Genomic DNA, 23762 nt, shown 5'->3' with positions numbered 1-23762 from the left:
TGCCCGGCATATCACCCTCACCGGGCGGATAATGATGGACAACGCACGGCCCGCACGTTCCCCACGACCCACACGGCACGAGGAGCACTCATGACCAGCGACAGCGGCGCAGGAATCAGCCGCATCCAGTTCGGTACCGGTTCGTTCTCCGGTCCCCTCGACAGCCAGGGTCGGACGATCATCGCCGACGCGGTGGTCGCCAAGATCGCAGGCATCGCGACACGCGAGGTCAGCGGCGTGTTCGACGTCGGGGCAGGGACCGCCCGGGTGGTGGGCGCCTTGCGCGACCGCATCCCGGGAGCACGAATCAACCACGGGCAGGGCGTCGCGGTCGAGGTCGGCGAGAAACAGGCAGCGATCGACATCGGCATCGTCGCGGAATACGGCGTGGCGCTCCACGAGCTGGCGATCGCGATCCGGCACAACGTGATCACGGCCGTCGAACGCATGACCGGTCTCGAGGTCACGGAAGTCAACATCACCGTCTTCGACGTGGTGCTGTACGACGAGGCGGCAGCAGCCGACGAGCTCAAGCCTCGAGTGCAGTGACCTCGTCTCCCGGCGCGGACCCCCGTACGCATCCCGACCCCGAGGTCGCAGACCTCGTCGCCGAGATCGTCACGGGTGTCGCAGGCGTCGCCGGGCTCAACAGCGGCCCGTTCGGATCGGTCGCGACCTACCTGCCGGGACGCCGGATCCCCGGGATCCGGCTCGGACCCGAGGGGTGCGCCGTGCACATCACCGCGGAATACCCCGCCGATCTGTCGGCCCTCGCCGACACCGTGCGAGCGCTCGTCGAAGCGGTCGTCGGCCCTCCGGTGCATGTGACGATCGAAGACGTCCACCTCGAACAGAAACAGGTGTCCCCGTGAACCACACTCCCACCGGCAACACCGCGGTCGGCCTGATCGCCGGTCTCCTCCTCGCTCTTGCCGGGATCTTCGGGGGCGTCAGCGGACTGCTGTTCGCGGTCCTTCTCGGCGCGCTCGGTGCCGCAATCGGTGCACACCGGGACGGTCTGCTCGACCTCGGTGCGATTCTGCGGAGCCGCGGCCGTGGCTGATGGCGTCCCCACGGAGACCGGGCCACTGCCGGGCTCCACGCTCGACGACATCGACACGGTCGGGAACCGCGGCACCCTCGTCATCAAGGACCGCGCAGTCGAACGCATCGCCGCGTCGGCCGCACTCCAGGTTCCCGGCGTGGTCCGGCACACCGGCAACCTGAGTCTGCTCACGGGCCGGGAACTTCCTCGTGCCGATGTGACCACCGGCGGACGGGCGGTCGCGGTGAATCTCTTCATCGCCGCCGAATGGCCTTACGACGCAGCGGCACTGACGCGGAGGGTGCACGACGCCGTCGCGCGTCACCTGCACGACTACACGGGCCTGCACGTCACCGAACTGAACGTCCTCGTCGCCGCGACCCCCCAGGCACACGACGACGAACCGGCCGAGCAATCCGTGCCTGTCGAGTACCTCGAATCGGACATCGTCGCTCACACCGAGTCCCGCGCGCGGATACCGGTCGTGCAACCGCTGCCCCCGCTCGCGACCCCGGCGGCGGCGCCGGCCGCGGCGCTCATCGCGATCGGTGCGCTCGGACTCTCGTTCGTCGCCGCCCGCGAGCTTCTCATCGTGCGCGGCACCTACGCCGGAGCGCCGTGGCTCCGCAACGCGTTCGAGTGGTTCGGCAGGCTGCACTGGGAACCGTGGATCGGTCCGGTGGCCGCGGTGCTCGTGCTGCTCGGTGCCGCGCTGCTGTTCGCGGCGATCAAGCCACGGCGACGCACCCACCTGCCGCTCCGAGTCTCCGGTCCCGTCGACACGGTGTGGATGCGGCGTACCGACGTCGCCCGCATGTGCAGTGCCCGGGCGTCGGCGCTCCCCGGTGTACGCACCGCGCGGACTGTGGTCGATCGCCGGCGCGCGGTGGTACGGATAGTCGCCGACCCCGAAGTACCGGTCGCCGAACTCACCGCGACCGTGCGTGCCGAGGTCGAACCGAATCTCTCGCTGCTCGCCGATCCCCTTCCACTGATCGTGAAGATCACCCCCGCAGAGACGCGGGCGAACGCCGTGGGAGGAACGCGCCGATGAAACTCCGTACGGTGCTGGCCAACCGTTTCTTCGCGCTTGTGACGGGCTTCGCCCTGCTCGGAATCGGCGCCTTCGCGCTCGCCTGGCTGTGGGAAGTGCCCCTCGCGCGGGACCGGCTCTCGCAACTCGACCGGCCACGCGTCATCGACGTTCCCGATCAGGACTGGTGGACGCCCGCACTGTGGACCGTGTTCGCCGTGGGAGCCGCGATCGGCATCGTCCTGCTCGTGGTGAATCTGTCGCGCCGTCGCACCTCGACGGTGCAACTGTTCGACGAGGTGACGGACGCGACGCTCGGTGTGGAACTGGGCCCGGTCGCGGAGGGCGTGGCACGCGAACTCGCCGGGCTTCCGGGCGTGCGGTCGGCGCGCGGCCGCGCGGTGGTGGAACGTCACCTGCCCACGCTGTCGGTGGTCGTGCATGCCGAGCCGGGAATCGACGTCGCCGAGTTCACCGCGCACGCCGAGGACACCGCGGAACGCGCCGCGTGCGCACTCGGCGGTGCCAGGGTGGCGACGCAGGTGCTGCTGCATCTCGATCCGCCGCATTCCGAACACGACTGACGGCACCCGCCGGCCGCATCGCCCACCGGTCCTGAAACGCCGAACGGCGTCCACCCCGAAGGGTGGACGCCGTTGGCGTCAGTGAGAACTAGCTCACTTGATGATCTTCGTGACGCGACCGGCGCCGACGGTACGACCACCCTCGCGGATAGCGAAGCGAAGGCCCTCGTCCATGGCGATCGGCTGGATCAGCTTGACGGACATCTCGGTGTTGTCACCGGGCATGACCATCTCGGTGCCCTCGGGAAGGGTAACAACGCCCGTCACGTCCGTGGTACGGAAGTAGAACTGCGGACGGTAGTTGTTGAAGAACGGCGTGTGGCGGCCGCCCTCTTCCTTGTTGAGGATGTAAGCCTGGCCCTCGAACTCCGTGTGGGGAGTCGTGGTGCCGGGCTTGACGACGACCTGGCCACGCTCGACGTCCTCGCGCTTGATGCCGCGGACGAGGAGGCCGACGTTGTCGCCCGCCTGGCCCTGATCGAGCAGCTTGCGGAACATCTCGATACCGGTGACCGTGGTCTTGGTCGAGGTCTCCTTGATGCCGACGATCTCGACCTCTTCGTTGACGTTGACAACGCCACGCTCGATACGGCCGGTGACGACCGTGCCGCGGCCGGTGATCGTGAAGACGTCCTCGACGGGCATGAGGAACGGCTTGTCGGTCTCGCGGACCGGGTCCGGGATGGAGTCGTCGACGGCCTGCATGAGGTCGACGATCGACTGAACCCACTTCTCGTCACCCTCGAGTGCCTTGAGAGCAGAGATCGGGACGACGGGAGCGTTCTCGTCGAACTCCTGCGAAGCGAGGAGCTCGCGGACCTCCATCTCGACGAGCTCGAGGATTTCCTCGTCGTCGACCATGTCGGCCTTGTTCAGCGCGACGAGGATGTACGGCACGCCGACCTGGCGAGCGAGCAGCACGTGCTCACGCGTCTGGGGCATCGGGCCGTCGGTTGCAGCCACGACCAGGATTGCGCCGTCCATCTGGGCGGCACCCGTGATCATGTTCTTGATGTAGTCCGCGTGACCCGGGGCGTCGACGTGCGCGTAGTGACGCTTCTCGGTCTGGTACTCCACGTGGGAGATGTTGATCGTGATGCCACGAGCCTTCTCCTCGGGAGCCTTGTCGATCTGGTCGAACGCGAAGCTCTCGTTCAGGTCCGGGAATTTGTCTGCCAGCACCTTGGTGATGGCGGCCGTCGTGGTGGTCTTGCCATGGTCGACGTGACCGATGGTGCCGATGTTCACGTGCGGCTTGGTCCGCTCGAACTTCGCCTTAGCCACTGGAATGTCCTCCTGGACTGTTGTTGCTTGCAGTATGCAGCAGTGCGGTTTGTATTACTTGGTCGTGCAGGTGACCGAGGGGATAACCCGAAGGCTACTCGCCGGTCGCCTTGGCGATGATTTCCTTCGAGACGTTCGACGGAACCTCTGCGTAGGAATCGAACACCATGGAGAAGTTCGCGCGGCCCTGGGTCTTCGACCGAAGGTCACCGATGTAACCGAACATCTCCGAGAGCGGAACCAGCGCCTTCACGACACGGGCACCACTGCGTTCCTCCATGGCCTGAATCTGGCCACGGCGGGAGTTGAGGTCGCCGATCACTTCACCCATGTAATCCTCGGGGGTGGTGACCTCGACAGCCATGAGCGGTTCGAGGATGACCGGAGCAGCCTTGCGAGCCGCTTCCTTCAGGGCCTGCGAGCCGGCGATCTTGAACGCCATTTCGGACGAGTCGACGTCGTGGTACGCACCGTCGAGGAGCGTGACCTTGACGTTCACCAGCGGGTAGCCGGCGAGCACGCCGTACTGCATCGCGTCCTGCGCACCCGCGTCGACCGACGGGATGTACTCGCGGGGCACACGACCGCCGGAGACCTTGTTCTCGAACTCGTAGGTCGCGCCGTCTTCGCCGCGGAACGGCGCGAGGGCGATGATGACCTTCGCGAACTGGCCCGAGCCACCGGTCTGCTTCTTGTGCGTGAACTCGAGCTTCTCGACCGGCTTGGTGATCGTCTCGCGGTACGCGACCTGCGGCTTGCCGACGTTCGCCTCGACCTTGAACTCGCGACGCATGCGGTCGACGAGGATGTCGAGGTGGAGCTCGCCCATACCGCCGATGACGGTCTGGCCGGTCTCCTCGTCGAGCTCGACCGAGAAGGTCGGGTCCTCTTCGGCGAGCTTCTGGATCGCGGTGCCCAGCTTCTCCTGGTCGGACTTGGTCTTCGGCTCGATCGAGACCTGGATGACCGGGTCCGGGAACGTCATCGACTCGAGGACGATCGGGTTCGCCTGGTCGCACAGGGTGTCACCGGTCGTGGTGTCCTTCAGGCCGATCATCGCGTAGATGTGGCCGGCCACGGCCTCGTCGACCGGGTTCTCCTTGTTGGCGTGCATCTGGAAGAGCTTGCCGATGCGCTCCTTCTTGCCCTTGGTGGCGTTGAGCACCTGGGCACCCGGATCGATACGACCCGAGTAGACGCGCACGAAGGTGAGCTTGCCGAAGAACGGGTGCGCCGCGATCTTGAACGCGAGAGCCGAGAACGGCTCGTCCTTGCTCGGCTTACGAGTGAGGATGGTCTCCTCGTCGTTCAGCTTGTGACCCTCGACCTCGCCGATGTCCAGCGGAGTCGGCAGGTAGTCGATGACAGCGTCGAGCATGGGCTGGATGCCCTTGTTCTTGAACGCGGTGCCACAGATGACCGGGTACAGCTCGGAGGCCACGGTGAGCTTGCGGATGGCGCCCTTGATCTCGTCGACCGTGAGCTCTTCACCGCCGAAGTACTTCTCCATGAGCTCTTCGTCGGACTCGGCAACCGTCTCGAGAAGCTTCTCGCGGTATTCCGCAGCCAGCTCGACGAGATCGGCGGGGATCTCCTCGATCGTCGGCGGAGTGCCGATCTCGGTGACGCCACGCCAGGTCAGCGCACGCATCTCGACCAGGTCGACGACGCCGTCGAAGGCATCCTCGGCACCGATCGGGAGCTGCAGGACCAGCGGCTTCGCGCCGAGACGGTCGATGATGGTCTGCACGGTGAAGAAGAAGTCCGCGCCCATCTTGTCCATCTTGTTGACGAAGCAGATGCGCGGAACGTCGTACTTGGCAGCCTGGCGCCAGACCTGCTCGGACTGGGGCTCGACGCCTTCCTTGCCGTCGAAGACGGCAACGGCGCCGTCGAGGACGCGCAGGGACCGCTCGACCTCGACCGTGAAGTCGACGTGGCCGGGCGTATCGATGATGTTGATCTGGTTGTTGTTCCAGAAACAGGTGACGGCGGCGGAGGTGATGGTGATACCACGCTCCTTCTCCTGCTCCATCCAGTCGGTGGTCGAAGCACCGTCGTGGGTTTCACCGATCTTGTAGTTCACACCGGTGTAGAAGAGGATGCGCTCTGTCGTGGTGGTCTTGCCGGCATCGATGTGCGCCATGATGCCGATGTTGCGGACCTTGTTCAGGTCGGTCAGCACTTCCTGTGCCACAGGTAACCCCGCTCGTAGCTAGTGTCGGTCCTTTTGTGCGGACCCATGTTCTTGTGTTGTCAGCCGGCCTTTACGGGACCGACACAGTTGTGCGAGCAGCCGATCGGGAGGTCCGGATCACGGTGCCTCCCGACCGGCCTCGACTCACCAGCGGTAGTGCGCGAACGCCTTGTTGGCTTCAGCCATCTTGTGCGTGTCTTCGCGACGCTTCACAGCGGCACCGAGGCCGTTGCTCGCATCGAGGAGCTCGTTGGCGAGGCGCTCCACCATGGTCTTTTCACGACGCTGACGTGCGAACGTGACCAGCCACCGAAGTGCGAGGGTGGTGGAACGGCCGGGGCGAACCTCGACCGGCACCTGGTAGGTGGCACCACCGACGCGGCGGCTACGAACCTCGAGGGCGGGCTTGACGTTGTCGAGCGCGCGCTTGAGGGTGACGACCGGATCGGTACCGGTCTTCTCACGTGCCTGCTCGAGCGCCTGGTAGACGATGCGCTCTGCAGTGGACTTCTTGCCGTCCATCAGGATCTTGTTGACCAGCTGGGTGACCAGCGGGGACCCGTAAACCGGGTCGGCGATCAGTGGACGCTTGGGAGCGGGACCCTTACGTGGCATCAGGCCTTCTCCTTCTTCGCTCCGTAGCGGCTACGGGCCTGCTTGCGGTTCTTGACACCCTGGGTGTCGAGCGAGCCGCGGATGATCTTGTAGCGGACACCGGGAAGGTCCTTCACACGACCGCCACGCACGAGCACCATCGAGTGCTCCTGGAGGTTGTGGCCTTCACCCGGGATGTACGCGGTGACCTCGACAGAGCTGGTGAGGCGCACGCGGGCGACCTTACGAAGAGCCGAGTTCGGCTTCTTCGGGGTGGTGGTGTACACGCGAGTGCACACGCCGCGACGCTGCGGGCTGCCCTTGAGGGCCGCGCTCTTGACCTTGACGGTCTTGTCGCGGCGGCCCTTACGGACCAGCTGATTGATGGTTGGCATTAACCGGCTTTCTTCGTTGTCTGGAGCTGCTCACACGAGCAACACTGGCTGTTCTGAAATTAGGGATCCATCGGTTGGGACAAGAGAGCTAGCTGCCCCTCACTCGCCCCTCGTGTGCACACGAGGTCGGGTGTGTCGCGTACCCCCACACAGGCAGCCGGGAACTCGTAACTGCAGACTTCTACAGACGACGCGCACGGCACTACCTCGCATAGGCACACAGACCGGTCCGGGCTTGCCGGACACGACCCACAACGATACCCGGCTGGCGAGCATCAGGTCAAAGTGAGGTAGGCAACCGAGGACCCGCTCGACCCTGGTCGGCCCCAGCCACGGTCAGCTGCTGAGGTTCAAGGTGAGCCGTGCCAAGGTAGCAGCGGCCTCGCAGGGGTCCGGCCCACCGCCCTGGTACTGCACCCACCAGCCGAAGATACCGGTCGTCGAGGCACCCGAACTCACCCCGCACGACGACGGGTCGTCGGGCCGGCGCATCTGCAGGGCCCGTCGTCCCTCCACCGTGGTGTTCTCCACCGCGTACCCGAGGTGTTCCGCAGCGGAGCGCTCGTGGTCGAGCGAGCCCGTCTCGAACCAGTTGAAGGTGACCTTCACGACGCCGCCGGGCCCGTCGCCCTCCCACCGGCAGATCGCTCCGAAGAACCCCCGGTACACCGCTTCGGCTCCGACCGCCTCGGCGATCTGCGGGTCCGCGACCGCGTCGCACTCGGTGAGCAGCCGGGTGAATTCCTCGGTGTTTCCGCCGCCACCCGCACCTTCCTGCACCGCGCGGCCCTCGATCGTCCGGGAGCATCCGGTGAGCACCGTGGCGCAGACCGCCAGCGCTGCCATGCCGGCGCCGAGACGACGACCGGCCGGCCGGAGCGGGACCCGGCGCATCACTGCTGCGCCCTGTCGACGCTGGTCTCCGCGAGGCTGCGAGCGACCGCACACGCGTCGGCCGCGGGCGGGAAGTTCCCGTAGGAGACGGACCAATGGATGAAGTCGCCGCCGAACTGCACCCCGATCTCGCACAGGGTCGTCTGCCCGTCCAGCGACTGGGACGAACCCAGGAAGCCGGGATTGCCCCCGACCTCGACATCCGTTGCAGGACGGCCGATCAGATCGGACCCGGCCCGTTCCCTGCCGATCGGACTTCCCCGGTACCAGCTGAAACTCACGCTCGGCCCACCCACGAAGAGTTCCCACTCACAGCCGACGGAGTTGCGGGTGACAGACGAGAACGGACCGAGCGCGAACGCATTCGCCACCTCGTCGTCGGTCAGCGACCCGCACTCCCCGAAAAGCGGGCCCGGCTCGGTCACAGCCGATGTCGTCGAGGTCTGCACCTGGTCTGCGGCATCGTCGCCGGAGCCGCATCCGGCCGCGACGAGCATCGCCAGGAATGCCAGGGCCGCCGTCGCCGCTCTGCTACCGGTCCGCTCGAAGGACATGGCCGAGACACTACCGAGCCGCAGGGCCTGCTGCGCGCCGACGCCGGGCGTCTTCCAGCACGGTGTCGAGCTGGGCCGCCCAGTGCCTGACGATCTCGCGGCGTCGCACCGAGTCGTCGGTGAGGACGTCGGCCAGGCCGAGGCCACGGGCGAGGTCCAGAGTCGCCTGCACCATGCGGTGCACCACCGGATCGGAGTCGTCCGCGCCGAGTTGTTCGACAGCCACCTTGTGCGCGACCCGGCCGAAACGCTCCTCGAGCGGGAGAAGGCGTTCGCGCAGCGCGGGATCCGCCGCCGCGGCGGTCCAGACCTGCAACGCCGCGTTGAACAGATTGCCGGTGTACTGCTCGACGAGACGCGACACGACCGCCTCGGTGCGAGCGCTGCCGGGCGGCACGTCGGGCGTCTCGTTCCGGGCGCGTTCCATCCGGCTGTCGAACATGAAATCGAGAGCAGCCGTGATGAGATCCTCACGGGTGGGGAAATGGTGCTGGGTCGCCCCGCGCGACACTCCGGCGCGTTCCGCGACGACGCCGACGGTGGTCGCCGCCCAGCCGAACTCGGCCAGGCAATCTATCGTGGATTCGAGCAGGCGCAGACGCGTCGCTCGACTGCGGTCCTGCTTGGGTTCGCGCGTCACCCGTCCTCCTCGATCCTCGCCCCGCAGGGATGCCCGCCGGAGAGCATTCGGCGCCCGGAACGCCGCCTCGATGTCCCACGACCCGACGGAATGAGATCACGTCGAGACCGTACGAACGTAGCCTGCCCGAACAGCGGGACGACGCACCGGACGAAAGGGGAACCCACGTGGCGACGATTGTCAGGCGCGAAGACTATTTCACCGCCGCCCTCGACATTCTTGCGACGCACGCCCACGCGGGACTCAAGCAGGCACGCCTGTGCGCACACCTCGAGGTCACCACCGGGTCGTTCTACAACTACTTCGCGAGCTGGGCCGATTTCGAGAAAGAGTTCCTTCAGAACTGGCTCGACAGGCAGACCCTGCAACTGGCCGAGACCGCACGGCTCGAAGGTTCTCCCCGGCGCCGGCTCGAGATGCTCATCGACTTCGCGTGCAAGCTGCCGCATCCCGCCGAATCGGCGATCCGGGGCTGGGCGTACAGCGATCACGCCGTGCGCGACATCCAGGCCCTCGTGGACCGGCAGCGATTCGACGTGGTGGCCGAGTCCACCGCCGCGATCCTCGGCCCGGGGGACGACGCGCACAGATTCGCGCATCTCGCGATGTTCGCCCTGATCGGTTATCAGCAAACTCTTCCCGCTCAGGACGTCTCCGTCCTGCGATGGTCGCTGAACCGGGTGTTGTCGCAGGTACTCGAGGATGTCGTCGACACCCGGTGACGGATCACCGCCGCAGAAGATCCTCGAACTGTTCACGCCACACCACGAGATTCGGGTCCGCGTCCGGATCGCGGGGATCGATCGCATAACCGAGGGCGATCCCCCGCATGCTGCTGTAGACGAGATCGCGCACCACGCGGTAGCGCGGGAGCCCGATGAAGTCGCTGCCGAAGAACCGATCGGTCTGCGCCTTGATCATCCCGCCGAGAGTCCGTTCGAGCGGTATCAATTCGCGGCGGAGTTCTTCGTGGGAGCGGGCCGCGAGCCACAGTTCCATCGAGGCCCAGAAATACGGCTGCCGGAAGTGCAGCCACATCAGGTCCACCGCCAGCGCGACCCGCGCGACCGGGTCGTCGGGCCACTCCTGGTCGTGCCCGAGATCCTGGACGCGCTGCGCCGCAAGGTGATGCACCGACGCGACCAGAAGCGAATCGCGACTGGGGAAATGGTGCAGGAGCCGACCGCGCGAGACACCCGCCGCGGCCTGGATACGGACGGTGGTGGCGTTCGAGTATCCGTGCTCGACCAGCACGGACACAGCGGCATCCAGGATGGTGACGCGGGTGGCACGGCCGCGTTGCTGCTCCGCGCGTCGACGGGGCTCGCTCGGCGCACTCATCATGCCGACCAGCGTAGGGGCCGGCATCCCTCACCGTCCCGGGGACCACGACGGGGGCCGTTTCTGCAGAAAGGCGGTGACGCCCTCCACCGCTTCGGCCGATCCGAACAACCGCGCGGACTGCGCGGCCAGTCCCTCGGCGTATCGATCGAAATCGTCGAGCATCCGCATGGTGAGCAAGTGCTTCGACTCCGCGAGGCCCTGCGGGGAGCACTCCCGCAGATCCGCGATCACGTCTGCTGCCCGCGTCGCCGGATCCTCGGACACGAGTGTGACGAGTCCGTGTGCCGCCGCGTCCTCCGGCCCGAAGCGTTCTCCGGTGAGGAAGTAACGGCCCGCGGCGCGCGGCGTCATTTTCGGCAGAACGGTGAGCGAGACGATCGACGCCGCCAGGCCGAGCCGGGTCTCGGTCAGCGCGAACGTCGCGCGGGACCCCGCGACGACGATGTCGCATGCTGCAACAAGACCCATTCCGCCGGCACGGACATGGCCGTCGATCACACCGACCACCGGCTTGGGCAGTTCGAGGATGCCGCGCAGCAGACCCACCATGTCGTGGGTCCGCTGCGCGGCCGCCTCGTCCGGACTCCCCGAGGACTCGCCGAGATCGGCGCCGGCACAGAAGGTTCCACCCGTATGGGTGAGAACCACCGCCCGCACGGCGGTGTCACTCGCGGCCGCATCGAGGCCGGCGCGTAGCTGGTGCACCATCGCGGACGAGATCGCGTTGCGGTTGTGCGGCGAATCGAGCGTGAGCGTCGCTGCGCCCTCCGCCACCGAGTACCGCACGACCGGGGCCGACGCGTGCCCGGCGATATCGGGGTCCGGCATCTCGCCTCCTAGTACGACCGCGGCAGCCCGAGCGAATGCTGGGACACGAAGTTGAGGATCATCTCCCGGCTCACCGGCGCGATCCGCGCGATGCGTGCCGCCCCGAGCATGGCGGACAGTCCGTACTCGCGGGTCAGGCCGGCACCACCGTGCGTCTGGATCGCCTGGTCGAGCGAGCCGATCGCCGCTTCCGCCGCGGCGTACTTGGCCATGTTCGCGGCTTCGGCAGCACCGAAATCGTCACCGTTGTCGTAGAGCACGGCGGCCTTCTGCATCATCAGTTTGGCGAGTTCGATCTCGATCTTGCGCTGCGCCAACGGATGCGCGATGCCCTGGTGCGCACCGATCGGAGCCTTCCAGACGGTGCGTTCCTTCGCGTACCGCACCGCCGAGTCGATCGCGAAGCGGCCCATTCCCACAGCCATCGCCGCACCCATGATGCGTTCGGGGTTCAGGCCCGCGAACAACTGCATCAGTGCCGCTTCCGGCTCGCCGACCAGTGCCGTCGACGGCAGCCGCACCTGGTCGAAGAACAGGCTGAACTGGTAGTCCGGCTCGATGATGTCCATCTCCATCGGGGTCTTGACGAACCCCGGAGTATCGGTCGGCACGATGAACAGTGCGGGCCGCAGTTTGCCGGTCTTGGCGTCCTCGGTGCGGGCGACCACCAGCACCGCGTCGGCCTGGTCGACGCCCGAGATGTAGACCTTGCTGCCCGAGAGAATCCAGTCGTCCCCGTCGCGCGCCGCGACGGTGGTGATCTTGTGCGAGTTCGATCCGGCGTCGGCTTCGGTGATACCGAATGCCATGATCCTCGAGCCGTCGGCGAGACCCGGCAGCCACTCCTGCTTCTGGTCGTCGGTCCCGTACTTGGAGATGATCGTGCCGCAGATGGCGGGCGAAACCACGACCAGCAACAGACCGGCACCCTTCGCCGACAGTTCTTCCTGCACGAGCGCCAACTCGTAGATCCCGGCACCGCCGCCGCCGTATTCCTCGGGAAGGTTGACGCCGAGGAACCCGAGCTTGGCCGCTTCGTTCCACAGTTCGGTGAGCGGCTCGTGCCGGCGCGACTTGGGCAGCACGTAGTCGACGTAGTTGTAACGCTCGGCGAGTGCGGCGACGGAGGCGCGCAGTTCCTTCTGTTCTTCGGTTTCGATGACGCTCATGAGATCTCTCCGGGGGTACGAGGGTGTTCGGACGGGGCTGGAATTGTGGATATTTCGGACGGGTCTGTGGCGGGTCGCGCGGGTGCGTCGCCGGTCGTGACGACGGCGAGGACCGATCCCATCGCCACCTGGGTGCCGATGTCGACCTCCAGGACGGTGAGGGTTCCCGCGACGGGGGCAGTGACGGTGTGTTCCATCTTCATGGCTTCGAGCCACAGCACCGGCTGTCCGGCGGTGACGGTGTCGCCCACGGCAGCGCCGAGCCGTATCACCGAGCCGGGCATCGGTGCCAGCAACGATCCGGTCGGCACCACGGCCGCAGCGTCGGTGAATCGCGGAATCGCGCGCAGGCAGACCGGGCCCAGCGACGAGTCGACGTGCACGACGTCGCCGTACCGCGCGACCTCGAACTCGCGACGGAGTCCGTCGATGTCGAGGACCACGCGGTGCGGGTCGTATGCGAGAACCCGGACGTCGTCGACGGCATCGGTCACGAGTCCGTCGCGACCGAACCGGTAGCGGATCTCGTGCTCGTCCCGGTCGCCCGCGTACGTCTTCACCTGGAACGACGACGCGAGATTACGCCACCCTCCGGGCAACGTCCTTGCGACGGTAGCAGATTCGCGATTGGCCGCTGCGTCGGCGAGGGCGGCGACGAGGGCCCCGACCCGTTCGGACCCGGCATCGGCCAGCGGCGCGGCGAGCACCGCCAGATCATGGGTATCGAAGAATGCGGTGTCGGTGTCTCCGGCGAGGAATGCGGGGTGCCTGAGCACGCGTACCAGGAGATCACGGTTCGTCCTCGGTCCGTGCAGCCGCGCATCGGCCACGGCGCGCGCGAGCATGCGTGCCGCGGCAGCCCGCGTCGGCGCCCAGGAGATCACTTTCGCGAGCATCGGGTCGTAGTGCACTCCGATATCGGAGCCGTCGACCACGCCCGCATCGACCCGAATCCCCGGTGTACGCAGCGGTGCGAACTCCTCGGTCGCGGCCGGCACGGCGAACCGGTGCAACACGCCGGACTGGGGTTGCCAGTCGTGGGCGGGGTCCTCCGCGTAGAGACGGACCTCGATCGAATGACCCGAGGGCAGAGGCGGTTCGGATGCGAGTTCCCCACCGGATGCGACATCGATCTGCAGCCCCACCAGATCCACACCGGTCGTGCATTCGGTGACCGGATGTTCGACTTGCAGGCGGGTGTTCATCTCGAGGAAGTAGAACTCTCCCGTGTCGGATCCCTGTGCGGGACCGGACGCAAGGAATTCGACGGTTCCGGCACCTTCGTACCCGATCGCCGTGGCCGCGCGCCGGGCTGCGTCGAACACTGCGTCGCGCATGCCCTCGGTCGCCTCGACCAGTGGCGACGGTGCCTCTTCGACGACCTTCTGATGGCGTCGCTGTACCGAGCATTCGCGTTCGCCGAGCGTCCATACGGTGCCGTGCCGGTCGGCGAGAATTTGCACTTCGATGTGGCGGCCGTGTTCCAGATACCGTTCGCAGAACACTGTGGGATCACCGAAGGCCGCACCCGCCTCGCGACTCGCCGCGGCGAGTTGGGCGGGCAGTTCGTCGAGCGTACGCACGACACGCATGCCCCGTCCGCCGCCTCCCGACGAGGCTTTCACGAGCACCGGCAGGTCGTCGGTGGTGACCACGCCGGGCTCGAGTTCGGGAAGGACCGGCACGCCGGCCGCGGCCATGATCTTCTTCGCCTCGATCTTAAAACCCATCCGGGCGATCGAGTCGGGCGACGGACCGACCCAGATGAGACCCGCCTCGATCACCTGCCTCGCGAACTCGGCGTTCTCGGAGAGGAATCCGTACCCGGGATGCACAGCATCCGCACCTGCGGCGAGCGCGGCGGCGACGATCGCGTCACCGCGCAGATAGGTGTCGGACGGGCTCGCGCCGGGCAACCGGACCGCGACGTCGGCTTCGCGGACGTGGGGGCTGTGTGCGTCCGCGTCGGAATAGACCGCCACCGTGCCGAGTCCGGCACGACGGCACGTCGCGAACACTCTTCGGGCGATCTCTCCGCGGTTGGCGACCAATACGGTCGTCACGGTGGCGCCGGGGTTGTCGGTCACGGTGTCCTCACATCCGGAAGACGCCGAAGTCACCGGCGCCCTCGATCGGTCCCGATGCGGCTGCGGACAGGCAGAATCCGACCACGTCGCGAGTGTCACGCGGGTCGATGACACCGTCGTCGTAGAGCCTGCCGGACAGGAACATCGGCAGGGACTCGGCCTCGATCTGGTTCTCCACGGCGGCACGCATCGCCTCGTCCGCGGCCTCGTCGACCCCTTGGCCGCGCGCCTGCGCCGCAGCGCGCCCGACAATCGAGATGACCCCCGCGAGCTGGGCACCGCCCATCACCGCGGATTTCGCACTGGGCCAGGCGAACAGGAAACGCGGATCGAATGCGCGGCCGCACATCCCGTAGTGCCCGGCACCGTACGAGGCACCGAGGAGAACAGAGATGTGGGGGACACGAGAATTCGATACGGCGTTGATCATCATCGAGCCGTGCTTGATCATGCCGCGTTCCTCGTACTCGCGCCCCACCATGTATCCGGTCGTGTTGTGCAGGAACAACAACGGCGTGTTCGATCGATTTGCGAGCTGGATGAACTGCGCGGCCTTCTGGGATTCCTCGTTGAACAGCACGCCCCGCGCGTTGGCGAGTATGCCCACGGGATACCCGTGTATCTGTGCCCACCCCGTCACGAGTGACGATCCGTAGAGCGGCTTGAACTCGTCGAAGTCGGAATCGTCGACCACGCGTGCGATCACCTCACGGGGATCGAACGGGATCCGCAGATCGCCGGGAACGATGCCGATCAGGTCCTCCGGCCCGTAGCGGGGATCTCTCACATCAGGTTTCGGGTCCGGTCCGAGCCGCGCCCACTCGAGCCGCCGGACGATGTCGCGGCCCAGTCGGATGGCGTCTTCCTCGTCGACCGCCAGGTAGTCGGCCAGGCCGCTGACGCGGGCATGCATCTCGGCGCCACCGAGCGTCTCGTCGTCGGATTCCTCGCCGGTGGCCATCTTCACCAGTGGGGGTCCGGCGAGGAAGACCTTGGATCGTTCCTTGATCATCACGACGTGGTCGGACATGCCCGGCACGTACGCACCCCCGGCGGTGGAGTTGCCGAATACCAGCGCGATCGTGGGGATGCCCGCCGCGGACAGGCGCGTAAGGTCGCGGAACAACCGCCCGCCGGGAATGAAAACCTCCTTCTGCGTCGGCAGGTCCGCACCCCCCGACTCGACGAGGTTGATCATGGGAAGCCGATTCTGGAGCGCGATATCGTTGGCGCGCAGAGTTTTCCGCAGCGTCCAGGGGTTGCTCGTACCGCCGCGGACGGTGGGGTCGTTCGCCACGATCACGCACTGCACGCCGTGGACGACACCGATGCCGGTCACCGTACTGGCGCCGACGGGGAACTCGGTGCCCCAGGCAGCGAGCGGTGAGAGCTCGAGGAAGGGCGAGTCGGGGTCGATCAGCAGTTCGATGCGCTCACGCGGCAGCAGTTTGCCGCGCTCGTGGTGGCGGCGCACGTACTTCTCCCCGCCCCCGCCGAGTGCTTTTGTGTGCTCGGCGTCGAGTTCGGCGAGCTTGGTGCGCATCGCCTCCGCTGCCGCGCCATACTGCGACGACGCCACGTCGAGAGTCGACTTCAGGATGCTCACGCGCCGTACCCCAGACGCTTCGCGGCGAGTTCGGTGAGGATTTCGGTGGTGCCTCCCCCGATGCCCAGAATGCGCATGTCGCGGTACTGGCGCTCGACCTCCGATTCGGCCATGTATCCGAGGCCGCCGAACAGTTGCACGGCCTGGTGTGCGACCCACTCCCCCGCCTCGACCGCGGTGTTCTTGGCGAAACACACCTCGGCGATGAGATCGGTGTCGCCCGCCACGGACCGTTCGACGACGTGCCGCGAGTACACCCGCGCGACGTCGATCCGGCGGGCCATCTCGGCAAGGGTGCGCTGCACGGCTTGACGCGTGATGAGCGCACGGCCGAAGGTCTCCCGGTCACGGCACCACGCGACGGTCAGGTCGAGGCAGCGCTGCGCGCTCGCGTACGCCTGCACCGCCAAGCCGATGCGCTCGGACACGAAAGCCTGTGCGATCTGCATGAACCCGGAGTTCTCGGCGCCGACGAGGTTGGCCACCGGAACCCGGGCGTCGACGAAGGACAACTCGGCGGTGTCGGAGGCGCGCCAGCCCATCTTGTCGAGTTTGCGGGAGACGGTGAACCCGGGGGTGTCCTTCTCGATCACCAGGAGCGACACGCCGCCGGCACCGGGACCTCCTGTGCGGACGGCGGTGACGACGAAGTCTGCGCGGCACCCGGACGTGATGTAGGTCTTCGCGCCGTTGACTACGAAATCGTCGCCGTCGCGCACTGCGGTGGTGGTGAGGTGCCCGACGTCGGACCCGCCTCCCGGTTCGGTGATCGCGAGCGAACCGATCATCTCGCCCGCGAGGGTGGGACGCACCCACCGGTCGATCTGCTCCGGGTCTCCGGCAGCGATCAGGTGCGGCAGTGCGATTCCGCACGTGAACAAGGAGGAGAACGCGCCACCGGACGCACCGGCCTCGTGGAACGCTTCGCACACGGTCACCACGTCGGCACCGTCACCACCGGACCCGCCGACGGATTCCGGGAAACCGATACCGAGCAGCCCGACGTCGGCCGTCTTCTTGTGAAGGTCGCGCGGGAGTTCGCCGTCGCGTTCCCAGTCGTCGAGATTCGGCAGGATCTCGCGGCGCACGAAACCGGCCACGGTGGCGCGCAGCGACGTGCGCTCGTCGGTTGTCCAGATGCTCACGCCGAGTCCTCCAGGAGAGTGAGTGGGATGTCCAGGTGTCGGGAGCGCAGCCATTCGGCGAGTCCTTTGGCCTGGGGATCGAATCGGGCCTGGGAGGCGACGCCGCGCCCGAGGATTCCCTCGACCACGAAGTTCACCGCCCGGAGATTCGGCAGCACGTGCCGGGTGACATCGTGCGCTGCCGTCTCGGGAAGCAGGGAGGTGAGCGCGTCGACCGTGAGGGTGTGGACGAGCCAGCGATAGGCGTCGTCGCTCCGTGCCCAGACCCCGATGTTGGCGTCACCGCCCTTGTCTCCGCTGCGCGCGCCCAGAACGGTGCCGAGCGCGGCGCGGCGCGTCGGGCCGGGCGGAAGGGGCTCGGGCAGTGGCGGTTCGGGAACGGGTTCGAGCGTCCGGGTGGTGGCGCTCGGGGAGATGTCGACGCCGCTGCCGTCCGGCAGTACCGCGATGTGTGGCACCTGCTCGGCGGCGACCAGACCTGCCGTGTAGACGCCGAAGGCGCTGCCCGTTCCCGGCGGTGCGGTGACATGGAATCCGGGGTAACTCGCAAGACCGAATTCTACTGCTGTGGACGTGAATCCGCGGCCGACAACGTCGGGGTCCGGATCGCGGACGACGCACCGGAGCACCGCGCTCGCGGTTTCCTCGGTGGTTGCGTCGGGGTGGTCGGTGCGGGCGAGGGTCCATTCGAGTTCGGCCGGGCTTGCCGGAAGGTTCGCCTCGATCTGGCGGCGCACGAGCGCGGCCTTCGCCTCGATGTCGAGTCCGGTGAGCACGAACTCCACGGTGTTGCGGAACCCCGCGAGCGCGTTGAGACAGACCTTGAGCGTGGGCGGCGGCGCCTCTCCGCGTACGCCGGAGATACGCACCCGGTCGGGCCCGCCGTCTTCGAGAACCGCGGTGTCGAGGCGGGTGGTCACGTCGGGACCGGCGTACCGGGCGCCGCCGACCTCGTAGAGCAGTTGCGCCGTCACGGTGCCCACGGTGACCGCGCCACCGGTTCCCGGATGCTTCGTGATGGTCGACGAACCGTCGGCTTCGATCTCGGCGATCGGGAAACCGGGCCGGTCGAGGTTGCCGAGTTCGGTGAAGAATGCGTAGTTGCCGCCGGTCGCCTGGGTGCCGCATTCGAGGACGTGGCCCGCGGCAACCGCACCCGCGAGCGCGTCGAAATCGCCCGGTCCCCAGCCGAAGTGGGCTGCGGCGGGGCCGACGGTGACGGACGCGTCGGTCACCCGTCCGGTGACGACGATGTCGGCGCCCGAACGAAGGCACTCCACGATGCCCCACGCGCCGAGATATGCGTTGGCGGTCAACGGCGCGGGCGTGCCGCCGAGGCCCAGTTCGTCGATCCGTGGGAGCAGATCGTCGCCCTCGACGTGAGCCACCGTGACGTCCAGGCCGAGCCGTTCGGCGATGTCACGCAACCGGGTCGCGAGTCCGGCCGGATTGAGACCGCCGGCGTTCGCGACGATGCGGACGCCGTGGTCGAGCGCAAGGCCCATGCATTCCTCGAGCTGTCGTACGAAGGTCTTCGCGTAGCCGAGATCAGGATTCTTCATCCGGTCTCGGCCGAGGATGAGCATGGTGAGCTCGGCGAGATAGTCGCCGGTGAGGTAGTCGAGTTCGCCGCCGTCGAGCATCTCGCGCATCGCGGAGACACGGTCACCGTAGAAACCCGAGCAGTTGCCGATACGCACGGCGCGGTGACCGTCGCGCACCGGCACGGAGATCACGGAACCGCCTCGCCGGGAGCGCGACCCGGCCCGGGCGGGCCGGCGAACGCCTGCGCGAAGCCGAGCCACTCGTCGGCGTCGGAACCGGTCGCGACGAGCGCGGTGTCGTCGCGGTGGACTCGCTGTGTGACCAGCGAGCAGAAGTCGAGGGCGGGTCCGGTGACGGACTGCTGCGCATCCTCGGGACCCCAGGTCCATTCGCTGCCGTCAGGTGCTGTGAGCGCGACGCGGAACGGTTCGGCCGGTGGCGTGGCGTCACGAATGATGTACGCGAAGTCGCGGGTACGCACGCCGAGGTGCGCGATGTGGCGCAGCCGGGCCGTGGGTGCCCGCACTACTCCGAGAGCGTCGGCGACGTCGCCGCCGTGTGCCCAGGTCTCCATCAGTCGCGCCGTCGCCATGGACGCTGCGGACATGGGCGGTCCGTACCAGATGATCTTCGTACCCTGCGGAACCTCGGCGAGGGCGAGCGCGAGCTCGTGTCGTGCCGCGCGCCAGTCCGCGAGCAGGTCCGCGGCCGGCAACTGCGCCAGTTCCGCGGCTCCGGCGTCGACGAAGCCGAGCGGGTCGGTGAACGCTTCGAGGACCCCGGCGCGAAACGCCTCGGGATCACGGATGGCCGTGAGCGCAGCACGATCGGTCCACAGCAGGTGGCCGATCTGATGCGCGATCGTCCAGCCCTTCGCGGGCGTCGCGACGGCCCACCGGTCTGCGGGCAGGTCCGCGACGAGATCGTCGAGGGCGTCCCCTTCGGCCCGAAGGTCGTCGAGCAAGGTCTGCAGATCCGCAGCGCGATTGTGCAACTCCACCATGCGACAAGGGTCACACGTACGCGCGCAGGAATCAAGCAGGCGTGATTGTTTTCTGTCGCGCGGCTGGCAGTACGGTCGGCGAGACTGAGCGCATCGACATCGACGACAGCGGAGGACGGATGGCCGACAAGGATCACGGGGGCACTGCGCTGCCCGTCGTGGCGGTGCTGGGGGCCGTGCTGTCGATGCAGTTCGGGGCAGCTTTTGCGACGACCCTGTTCGATCAGGCGGGCGCGGCGGGCACGGTGACCGTACGACTGCTCTTCGCCGCCCTGGTGTTGTGTGCGATCGCGCGCCCACCGGTCCACCGGTGGTCGCGTATCGAGTGGCAGGCAGTCCTCGCACTCGGCGCGAGTCTCGCGCTGATGAACTCGTTCTTCTACGCCGCCCTCACGCGACTCCCCCTCGCCACCACCGTCACGATCGAGTTCCTCGGTCCCCTCACCGTGGCGGCAGTGCTGTCGCGGCGGGCCCGGGACGGCGTGTGGGTCCTCCTCGCGCTGGGCGGAATCGTGTGCCTCGGCGCGGGCCACGGCGACGGCCTCACCGCGGGCCTCGACCCGCTGGGCGTCGCACTGGCGCTCGTCGCGGCGGCGGGGTGGGCGGGATACATCGTGGCGGGATCACATGTCGCGACCAGGCTTGCGGGCTCGGCGCTCTCCGGCACCGCCGGGCTGGCCGGCGCCACCGCGATCGCCGCCGTGGCCGTGTTGCCGTTCGGCGTCGTCTCCGCCGGGACAGAGATGCTCTCACCCACGTTTCTCGCAGCGGGCTTCGCCGTGGCGCTGCTGTCGTCGGTGATCCCGTACAGCCTCGAGATCCGCGCCCTTCGTGACCTGTCCAAGAACGTCTTCGCCATCCTGATCGCTCTCGAACCTGCGGCGGCGGCCCTTGCCGGCGTGCTCGTGCTCGGCCAGTTCGTCGACGCTCTGTCCGCCATCGGTATCGCACTCGTCGTCGCAGCCGGGATCGGGGCTCTGCGCAACTCTCGCCCGCGGGCGCCTGTCACCTAGTTCCGCGTCAACGTGGCCGGGTGATCATCCGGACGAGTTCACCGGCCGGTCCGGCGAGCGCGCGCGGCGGGCGCCATACCGCCCGCAGAACCCGGGAAAGGTCGAGTCCCTCCACGTCCACTGCGCGCAACTTGCCGGATTCGAGGTCCTCGGCCACCGCGAGCGTACTGAGAACCGCAGGACCTGCCCCGCCGAGCACGCTCGTCCGGACCGCTGCACTGCTCCCGAGTTCGAGCAGCGGCGCGGGACGGGCGTACTCCTCCAGCGCGAGGTCGAGGGTTCGGCGGGTACCCGACCCCACCTCGCGGACGACCAGCGGAGTGGACGCCAGTTCCGCCACGGTCAGCGGTCGGCGTCTGCGCGCCCACGGGTGGTCCGGCGGCACGACCACCACGAGCCGGTCCCGCGCTACCGGCACGCTGTAGAGCCCGCGCGGCACCGACGGACCCTCGACGAAGCCCACGTCGCACTCCCCGGCGGCAGCGGCGTCGCACACCTGCACCGAGTTGTGTACGTGCAACTGGATCTGCACGTCGCTGCGGATCGCCCGGAACTCTCCGAGCCACCGTGGGATGAGGTGTTCGGCCACCGTCATGGATGCCGCGACCACGAGTTCGGGAGGATGGTCGACACTCAGCGACGCCGCCGCGTCGAGCATGCGAGCGGTGTCGGCAAGGACCTCACGGGCCCAGTGCGCGACGACGGTGCCTTCCGGAGTGAGCACCGATCCCGTGCGGCCCCGGCGGACGAGCACCGCGCCGAGTTGCTTCTCGAGCCGTCTCAGCATGCGGGTCGCGTTGGGCTGGGCGATCCCTGCCTTCCGCGCTGCTGCCCCCAGACCGCCGTGGTCGTCGATGCCGACGAGCAGGTCGAGCGCCGCCAGATCGGGCCAGTCCGTCATGCCGATACGATATGCCTACCGGACCGGGCATATCTATTCGATATGAGCACATACCGAATCGACGGCTAGTCGCGCGGAGGCGGGCGCGACACGCTGGAGACATGGTCGCCGTCCTCTCTCCGCTCCGCCCCGAGCCGCTGCTCCGGCGCATGCGTCCCGCCGTTCCCGGCCTGCTCGTGGGAGCAGCGGGCGCAGCAGTCGCGCTCGCCGCAGCCGGACTGTTCCCCGGCGCCAGCCCACTGCTGATCGCGATCGTGCTCGGAGTCGTCGTCGCCAACATTGGGCCACACCTGGCAGTGCTCGAACCGGGACTGACGCTGGCGTCGAAACACCTCCTCCGAATCGGTGTCGCGCTACTCGGACTGCAACTGGCGATATCGGATGTCGTCGGACTCGGCTGGGGCGCAATGGGAGTCGCGGCCGCGGTGGTCGCGGCAGGCATCGGCGGCGCGCTGCTGTTCGGAAAGTGGCTCGGCGTCGGATGGACGGAGCGAATGCTCATCGCGTGCGGATTCTCGATCTGCGGTGCCGCCGCAGCCGCCGCGGTCGACGGTGTGATCGACGCTCGGAAACGCGAACTCGTCACGACCGTCGCACTCGTCGTGGTGTTCGGTACCGCCATGATCCCGCTCCTTCCCGCCCTGTCCGGCGCCCTGGGACTCGACTCGACCGAAGCGGGCATGTGGGCGGGCGCAGCGGTGCACGAGGTTGCCCAAGTGGTGGCGGCGGGAACCGCCCTCGACGCCACGGCGGCCGGCGCGGCCGCCGGCGGCGGTGCGCTCGCCGTCGCGGTCACCGTCAAACTCGCGCGCGTCGCGTTGCTGGCCCCGGTGGTCGCTGTTGTCGGCGCCGTGTCACGGCGCAGCGGGAACGCACGGCGCGACGGGCGCACTCCTCCGCTCGTACCCGCGTTTCTCGTCGCATTTCTGGTGCTCGTCGCCGTACGCGCGACCGGCCTGATCGGTCCGCAGGCACTCGACGTGGCTCACTGGGTTCAGGTCGCGCTGCTCACCATCGCGATGTTCGCGCTGGGAACGGGCGTGCGGCGCGACATCATTCGCGGACTGGGATGGCGCCCGCTGGTGCTGGCCGCCGCAGCGACGGTGTGGGTTGCAGCGATCGCACTGGCCGGCATCCTGGTGATCGCGTGAGCGCGGAAACTTCTACGTCCGCACCACGGGCTCGAATCCGCGCGCCTCACGCGAGTCCGTCGACAGCGATGAGCACGGCCGTCGCTGTCGCGAGCACCACGACGGCCGCTGCGACGGCGATGTTGCGCCACCAGAGACGGCCCACGTCCCCCGCGACGAATCCGCGCACGCGGGCACGGTGACCGATCCGGGCGGAGAGCAACACGACCACCGACGGCACGAGGCACAGCAGTCCCACGGCCGCGACGACCGGACCCGGCCCAGGAACGAACCGCATGAAGAGCAGGTCGACGGCACCGAGGGCGGCCCCGGTGCGCATCCAGGCGAGGCTCGTACGTTCGGGCTGGAGTCCGGGATCGTCGTGCCTCATCCGCAGGTCACACCGCGATCGCGACGGCGAGCCCGACGCCCGCCGTCGCGAGCAGACCCGCGAGCAGGAAGGACGCCCACGGCAGCGGGAGCGGACGTTGCGTGCGCATGGCGCGCTCGACGCTCAGCCAGCGGGCCACCGCCACGACCACGAGAATCGCGGAACAGACCAGCAGCGCACACGAGAACGCGGTGCGAAGGGCGGAGCCGATGACGTCACCGGCAAAAGCCTCGAGCCCCACCGCGGCGGCGATCAGGCCCAGCGCCGTCCGGATCCACGCGAGGAAGGTGCGCTCGTTGGCGAGGGTGAATCGCGGGTCGGGGTCGGTACCGACCCGCAGTGCCTTCGGGCGCCAACGCTGCTCTCCGGACGGATCCACG

Annotated in this window: 26 protein-coding genes; 8 read left to right on the top strand and 18 right to left on the bottom strand. The window is 67.8% G+C overall.

All coding sequences use genetic code 11. The features are described from left to right. The first annotated feature begins 90 nt into the window (after positions 1–90). From ACFWBU_RS08370 to ACFWBU_RS08350, 5 genes are read left to right on the top strand one after another with little or no spacing between them, the layout of a single operon-like run. Positions 91–549, top strand: a complete 459-nt coding sequence (locus ACFWBU_RS08370; RefSeq protein ID WP_169619529.1) for an Asp23/Gls24 family envelope stress response protein — start codon at positions 91–93, stop codon at positions 547–549. Next, a complete protein-coding gene (locus ACFWBU_RS08365) occupies positions 546–872 on the top strand; it encodes a hypothetical protein (RefSeq protein ID WP_378528001.1) in 327 nt (108 codons plus the stop codon). Before ACFWBU_RS08370 ends, ACFWBU_RS08365 begins: the two co-directional genes overlap by 4 nt. Continuing rightward, the gene (locus ACFWBU_RS08360) at positions 869–1063 is read left to right on the top strand and encodes a DUF2273 domain-containing protein (RefSeq protein ID WP_169619528.1); all 195 of its coding nucleotides are present in this window, start codon (positions 869–871) and stop codon (positions 1061–1063) included. Before ACFWBU_RS08365 ends, ACFWBU_RS08360 begins: the two co-directional genes overlap by 4 nt. Beyond that, entirely contained in the window at positions 1056–2099 is a 1044-nt protein-coding gene (locus ACFWBU_RS08355; RefSeq protein ID WP_169651243.1) for an Asp23/Gls24 family envelope stress response protein, read from the top strand. The genes ACFWBU_RS08360 and ACFWBU_RS08355 overlap by 8 nt, the downstream gene beginning before the upstream one ends. Next, entirely contained in the window at positions 2096–2662 is a 567-nt protein-coding gene (locus ACFWBU_RS08350) for a hypothetical protein (RefSeq protein ID WP_169619526.1), read from the top strand. Before ACFWBU_RS08355 ends, ACFWBU_RS08350 begins: the two co-directional genes overlap by 4 nt. A 93-nt stretch (positions 2663–2755) precedes the next feature. Here ACFWBU_RS08350 and tuf read toward each other — a convergent pair whose 3' ends face one another. From tuf to ACFWBU_RS08315, 7 genes are all read right to left on the bottom strand, one after another. Then, positions 2756–3946 carry an elongation factor Tu gene (gene tuf, locus ACFWBU_RS08345; protein WP_169651244.1) on the bottom strand — a complete coding sequence of 397 codons (1191 nt, stop codon included), beginning with the start codon at positions 3944–3946 and terminating at the stop codon, positions 2756–2758. 94 nt (positions 3947–4040) lie between these two features. Continuing rightward, entirely contained in the window at positions 4041–6143 is a 2103-nt protein-coding gene (fusA, locus tag ACFWBU_RS08340) for an elongation factor G (RefSeq protein ID WP_169619524.1), read from the bottom strand. A 144-nt stretch (positions 6144–6287) separates the two neighbouring features. Beyond that, entirely contained in the window at positions 6288–6758 is a 471-nt protein-coding gene (gene rpsG / locus ACFWBU_RS08335; protein WP_072704522.1) for a 30S ribosomal protein S7, read from the bottom strand. Further along, on the bottom strand, positions 6758–7132 hold the full coding sequence (gene rpsL / locus ACFWBU_RS08330; RefSeq protein WP_072704519.1) for a 30S ribosomal protein S12: 375 nt from the start codon (positions 7130–7132) through the stop codon (positions 6758–6760). The genes rpsG and rpsL overlap by 1 nt, the downstream gene beginning before the upstream one ends. A gap of 336 nt (positions 7133–7468) precedes the next feature. After that, positions 7469–8026: a DUF3558 domain-containing protein gene (locus tag ACFWBU_RS08325; RefSeq protein WP_378528000.1), complete on the bottom strand. Its 558-nt coding sequence runs from the start codon at positions 8024–8026 to the stop codon at positions 7469–7471. Then, on the bottom strand, positions 8026–8580 hold the full coding sequence (locus ACFWBU_RS08320) for a DUF3558 domain-containing protein (RefSeq protein WP_378527999.1): 555 nt from the start codon (positions 8578–8580) through the stop codon (positions 8026–8028). The genes ACFWBU_RS08325 and ACFWBU_RS08320 overlap by 1 nt, the downstream gene beginning before the upstream one ends. A gap of 10 nt (positions 8581–8590) precedes the next feature. After that, entirely contained in the window at positions 8591–9220 is a 630-nt protein-coding gene (locus tag ACFWBU_RS08315) for a TetR/AcrR family transcriptional regulator (RefSeq protein ID WP_169619523.1), read from the bottom strand. Between the two features lie 167 nt (positions 9221–9387). Here ACFWBU_RS08315 and ACFWBU_RS08310 point away from each other — a divergent pair, with 167 nt between their 5' ends. Continuing rightward, on the top strand, positions 9388–9942 hold the full coding sequence (locus ACFWBU_RS08310) for a TetR/AcrR family transcriptional regulator (protein ID WP_169619522.1): 555 nt from the start codon (positions 9388–9390) through the stop codon (positions 9940–9942). Positions 9943–9946: 4 nt separating this feature from the next. Here the strand turns inward: ACFWBU_RS08310 and ACFWBU_RS08305 are convergent, their stop codons facing one another. The 8 genes from ACFWBU_RS08305 to ACFWBU_RS08270 are packed head-to-tail and all read right to left on the bottom strand — an operon-like array spanning position 9947 to position 19947. After that, positions 9947–10561 carry a TetR/AcrR family transcriptional regulator gene (locus ACFWBU_RS08305; protein WP_169619624.1) on the bottom strand — a complete coding sequence of 205 codons (615 nt, stop codon included), beginning with the start codon at positions 10559–10561 and terminating at the stop codon, positions 9947–9949. A gap of 30 nt (positions 10562–10591) precedes the next feature. Continuing rightward, complete coding sequence (locus tag ACFWBU_RS08300; protein WP_378527998.1) at positions 10592–11392, bottom strand: enoyl-CoA hydratase family protein; 801 nt, start codon at positions 11390–11392, stop codon at positions 10592–10594. An 8-nt stretch (positions 11393–11400) separates the two neighbouring features. Continuing rightward, entirely contained in the window at positions 11401–12561 is a 1161-nt protein-coding gene (locus ACFWBU_RS08295; protein ID WP_169619520.1) for an acyl-CoA dehydrogenase family protein, read from the bottom strand. Beyond that, positions 12558–14648: an acetyl/propionyl/methylcrotonyl-CoA carboxylase subunit alpha gene (locus tag ACFWBU_RS08290; protein ID WP_378527997.1), complete on the bottom strand. Its 2091-nt coding sequence runs from the start codon at positions 14646–14648 to the stop codon at positions 12558–12560. The genes ACFWBU_RS08295 and ACFWBU_RS08290 overlap by 4 nt, the downstream gene beginning before the upstream one ends. Before the next feature lie 7 nt (positions 14649–14655). Further along, positions 14656–16254 (bottom strand): acyl-CoA carboxylase subunit beta, encoded by a 1599-nt coding sequence (locus ACFWBU_RS08285; protein ID WP_169619518.1) that lies wholly within the window; start codon positions 16252–16254, stop codon positions 14656–14658. Further along, the gene (locus ACFWBU_RS08280; protein WP_378527996.1) at positions 16251–17399 is read right to left on the bottom strand and encodes an acyl-CoA dehydrogenase family protein; all 1149 of its coding nucleotides are present in this window, start codon (positions 17397–17399) and stop codon (positions 16251–16253) included. The genes ACFWBU_RS08285 and ACFWBU_RS08280 overlap by 4 nt, the downstream gene beginning before the upstream one ends. Continuing rightward, entirely contained in the window at positions 17396–19126 is a 1731-nt protein-coding gene (locus ACFWBU_RS08275) for an acyclic terpene utilization AtuA family protein (protein WP_378528035.1), read from the bottom strand. The genes ACFWBU_RS08280 and ACFWBU_RS08275 overlap by 4 nt, the downstream gene beginning before the upstream one ends. A 5-nt stretch (positions 19127–19131) precedes the next feature. Further along, positions 19132–19947: a TIGR03084 family metal-binding protein gene (locus ACFWBU_RS08270; RefSeq protein ID WP_378527995.1), complete on the bottom strand. Its 816-nt coding sequence runs from the start codon at positions 19945–19947 to the stop codon at positions 19132–19134. Between the two features lie 119 nt (positions 19948–20066). Between ACFWBU_RS08270 and ACFWBU_RS08265 the strand changes: the two genes are divergently transcribed. Then, the gene (locus ACFWBU_RS08265; protein WP_296549330.1) at positions 20067–20960 is read left to right on the top strand and encodes a DMT family transporter; all 894 of its coding nucleotides are present in this window, start codon (positions 20067–20069) and stop codon (positions 20958–20960) included. Positions 20961–20967: 7 nt separating this feature from the next. Here ACFWBU_RS08265 and ACFWBU_RS08260 read toward each other — a convergent pair whose 3' ends face one another. Beyond that, the gene (locus ACFWBU_RS08260) at positions 20968–21861 is read right to left on the bottom strand and encodes a LysR family transcriptional regulator (protein ID WP_378527994.1); all 894 of its coding nucleotides are present in this window, start codon (positions 21859–21861) and stop codon (positions 20968–20970) included. Positions 21862–21962: 101 nt separating this feature from the next. On the opposite strand from ACFWBU_RS08260, the gene ACFWBU_RS08255 reads away from it, so the two are divergent. Further along, on the top strand, positions 21963–23012 hold the full coding sequence (locus ACFWBU_RS08255) for a YeiH family protein (RefSeq protein ID WP_378527993.1): 1050 nt from the start codon (positions 21963–21965) through the stop codon (positions 23010–23012). A gap of 46 nt (positions 23013–23058) precedes the next feature. Here the strand turns inward: ACFWBU_RS08255 and ACFWBU_RS08250 are convergent, their stop codons facing one another. Both ACFWBU_RS08250 and ACFWBU_RS08245 read right to left on the bottom strand, forming a co-directional pair. Next, positions 23059–23382, bottom strand: coding sequence for a DUF202 domain-containing protein (locus ACFWBU_RS08250; protein ID WP_378527992.1), 324 nt, complete (start codon positions 23380–23382; stop codon positions 23059–23061). Positions 23383–23389: 7 nt separating this feature from the next. Continuing rightward, complete coding sequence (locus tag ACFWBU_RS08245) at positions 23390–23761, bottom strand: YidH family protein (RefSeq protein WP_169619511.1); 372 nt, start codon at positions 23759–23761, stop codon at positions 23390–23392. Between the last annotated feature and the right edge of the window lies 1 nt (position 23762).

It is taken from the genome of Rhodococcus sp. NPDC060084 (assembly GCF_042730335.1).
GTDB lineage: Bacteria > Actinomycetota > Actinomycetes > Mycobacteriales > Mycobacteriaceae > Rhodococcus.
Note: the sequence above shows the minus strand (reverse complement) of the source record. Positions and strands in the feature narration are given on the sequence as shown.